Source organism: Streptomyces panacea (assembly GCF_040560175.1).
Taxonomy (GTDB): Bacteria; Actinomycetota; Actinomycetes; order Streptomycetales; family Streptomycetaceae; genus Streptomyces; species Streptomyces panacea.
The window spans coordinates 1-2,459 of record NZ_JARJHW010000351.1 but is presented as its reverse complement, the minus strand read 5'-3'; the positions used below and the strand labels follow the sequence as shown (position 1 = coordinate 2,459).

Sequence of the window (2,459 nt, the reverse complement as noted above, 5' to 3'; positions counted from 1 at the left end):
GGCAGCGGCGGGGTACCCGACATCAGCCTGGTCGCCGCACCGTCGGTGGCGACCGCCGCGTACCTCTTCATGACGGTCATCTCGGTGCTGAAGCCGTGGGGGCTGACGCGCCGCGGACGGCGGCTCCGGGCGGCCTCGGCCGACCGCAGGGCGGGTCGTGCCGGCCCCGGCGTAATCTGCGAGCCATGAACGATCTGCGCATACGTCCGGCCGACGCCGGTGATCTCCAGGAGATCGTGGCGATGCTCGCCGACGACCCGCTGGGCGCGGCGCGCGAGTCGCCGGACGACCTCACCCCGTACCTCAAGGCCTTCGAGCGGCTCGCCGACGACCCGAATCAGTACCAGGTCGTCGCCGAGCGCGATGGGCGGGTCGTCGGGACGCTGCAACTGACGATCATCGCGGGCATCTCCCGCCGGGGCGCGACGCGCTCGGTCATCGAGGGCGTGCGCGTGCGCGCCGACGAGCGCGGCTCCGGCCTCGGCACGCGGTTGATCCAGTGGGCCATCGACGAATCCGGCCGCCAGGGCTGTCAGCTGGTCCAGCTGACGTCCGACGCGTCGCGTACGGACGCCCTGCGCTTCTACGAACGGCTCGGCTTCACCGCGTCCCATGTCGGATTCAAGCTGAGCCTGGAGACCGGGGTCTAGGCCGTGCCCGGTGGACCACAGGACACGGCCTGGCCGACGAGGGCGGGATCAGCGCGGCCTGTCCGGTTTCACGTGAAACATCACAGACCGCGCCAGCCCTGCTCGTCCACCCCGCCCGGGACCGCGTCCCCCGGCTCGTACGGCTCGCGGGTGTAGACGAAGGAGCCCAGGTCGAGATGGCTCACCCGCCCGTCCGGGCGCCGGACGGCCTTCAAGGTCTCCCCCGTGTAGTAGCCGTCGAGCCCCTTCCAGGTGCCGTCCGGCTGAGCCACGAAGCGCGAGCGGCGGCCGGCCGCGCGCAGCGGCGCGAAGTCCAGGCCGCGGTCCGCCGTCAGGCGCAGGACGAACGGGGTCGCACCCCAGTACCAGGGGCCCGTCAGCGCCAGCAGCTCCTGATCGACCTCGGGCAGTGGCCGCCACGGCTCGGGGATACGGGGCTCCGCGTCCGCCACGATGTTGATGAGGTCGGCGGCGACAGTACCGACGAGCGGTCCTGAGGTGGCGTTGGCGAGCGTGACGGCGACCAGTCCGTCCTCGACGCTCACCCAGAGCGCGGCGACGAAGCCCGGCAGGGAGCCCGTGTGCCCGGCGTACGTGCGGCCGCCCCCGTTGACGAGTTGCACGCCGAGCCCGTAACCGCCGCCCCACTCACCGCCCTCGGGGGGCGTGGCGGGCGTCCGGGCTTCCCGTACGGACGCGGCGCTCAGGACCCTATCGTCGCCCTCGGCGAGGAACGCCCCGAAGCGGCACAGGTCGTCGGCGGTCGACCAGAGCTGGCCCGCCGGGGCCATCAGGCCGAGATCCTCGGCCGGTTCGGGCAGGATCGCGTCGGCCCAGGGATGCACGGCGAAACCACCGGCCGCCGGGGCGACGGGCTGCGCGGTCGTACGGTGCATCGACAGCGGCTCCAGGATCTCCCGCCGCAGCACCTCCTCCCAGGACGCGCCACGCACCGCCTCGATCAGCGAACCGAGCAGCGTGTAGCCGGGGTTGGAGTAGTGGTGCAGCCGGCCGGCGGGGTGCAGCACGGGGTGCTCGCCGAGTACGTCGGCCAGCTCGGGGCGCGTCGTGCCCGGGGTGCGCTCCCACCAGGGGGCAGGCGCCTCGGCCGCCAGACCGGCTCCGTGGCTGAGGAGTTGGGCGATGGTGACCTCGCCGACCCCGGTGCCGGGCAGGTGCTTCTCCAGCGGGTCCGCCAGATCGAGCAGGCCCTCGTCGCGCAGCCGCAGCACCAGAACGGCGGTGAAGCACTTGGTGATGGAGCCGATCCGGTACTGGGTGTCCGCGTCCGGCTCATGACCGTCCACACAACTGCGCCCGCCCGACCAGACGGTGCGCCCGTCGCGCGCGACCGCGCCGACGAGCGAGGGGGCGCGGCCCTCGGACTGCGCGGTGGCGATGCGGTGGCGCAGGGCCCGTCGCGTACCGGGGAGAAGGTCTTCGAGAGGTGAGGTCATGGTCCACATCTATCGGTAGAGCCGTGTCCCGTCGACCTCATTTCCGCGGGGGCTCAGAGCGCCAGACCGTCGAGGATGCCGGCCACCTTGGGAGCCTGGAGCACGAACCCGGTGTGGCTGCCGGCCAGGCTGTGCACGTCGTAAGGGTTGTCCGGCGTCAGTTCGTCCGTCTCGGCGATCAGCCGGTCCTGCATGGCCACCGGGAGCGACCGGTCGTTGGTGAGGCGGAGGTAGGAACGGGGGATCGTGCCCCGTGCCCGGTGTACCGGCGTGCCCGCGCCCGTCGCCGCCGTCGCGCTGCTCGCGCACTGGTGGACCCGAGGGCAGGACCGGCGGGGCGCGCGAGCCGTCG

Annotated in this window: 2 protein-coding genes and 2 pseudogenes; 2 read left to right on the top strand and 2 right to left on the bottom strand. The window is 72.9% G+C overall.

The window, feature by feature from the left end; translation table 11 throughout:
- Positions 1-189, top strand: a pseudogene (locus P3L51_RS35835) (hypothetical protein); the annotation flags it as partial.
- Positions 186-650 carry a GNAT family N-acetyltransferase gene (locus P3L51_RS35830; RefSeq protein WP_354609543.1) on the top strand — a complete coding sequence of 155 codons (465 nt, stop codon included), beginning with the start codon at positions 186-188 and terminating at the stop codon, positions 648-650. The pseudogene P3L51_RS35835 and the gene P3L51_RS35830, both read left to right, overlap by 4 nt.
- Positions 651-730: 80 nt before the next feature.
- On the opposite strand, the gene P3L51_RS35825 is transcribed toward P3L51_RS35830, so the two are convergent.
- Both P3L51_RS35825 and P3L51_RS35820 read right to left on the bottom strand, forming a co-directional pair.
- Positions 731-2,107: a serine hydrolase domain-containing protein gene (locus tag P3L51_RS35825; RefSeq protein ID WP_354609542.1), complete on the bottom strand. Its 1,377-nt coding sequence runs from the start codon at positions 2,105-2,107 to the stop codon at positions 731-733.
- A 53-nt stretch (positions 2,108-2,160) separates the two neighbouring features.
- A pseudogene (locus P3L51_RS35820) lies at positions 2,161-2,459 on the bottom strand (hypothetical protein); the annotation flags it as partial.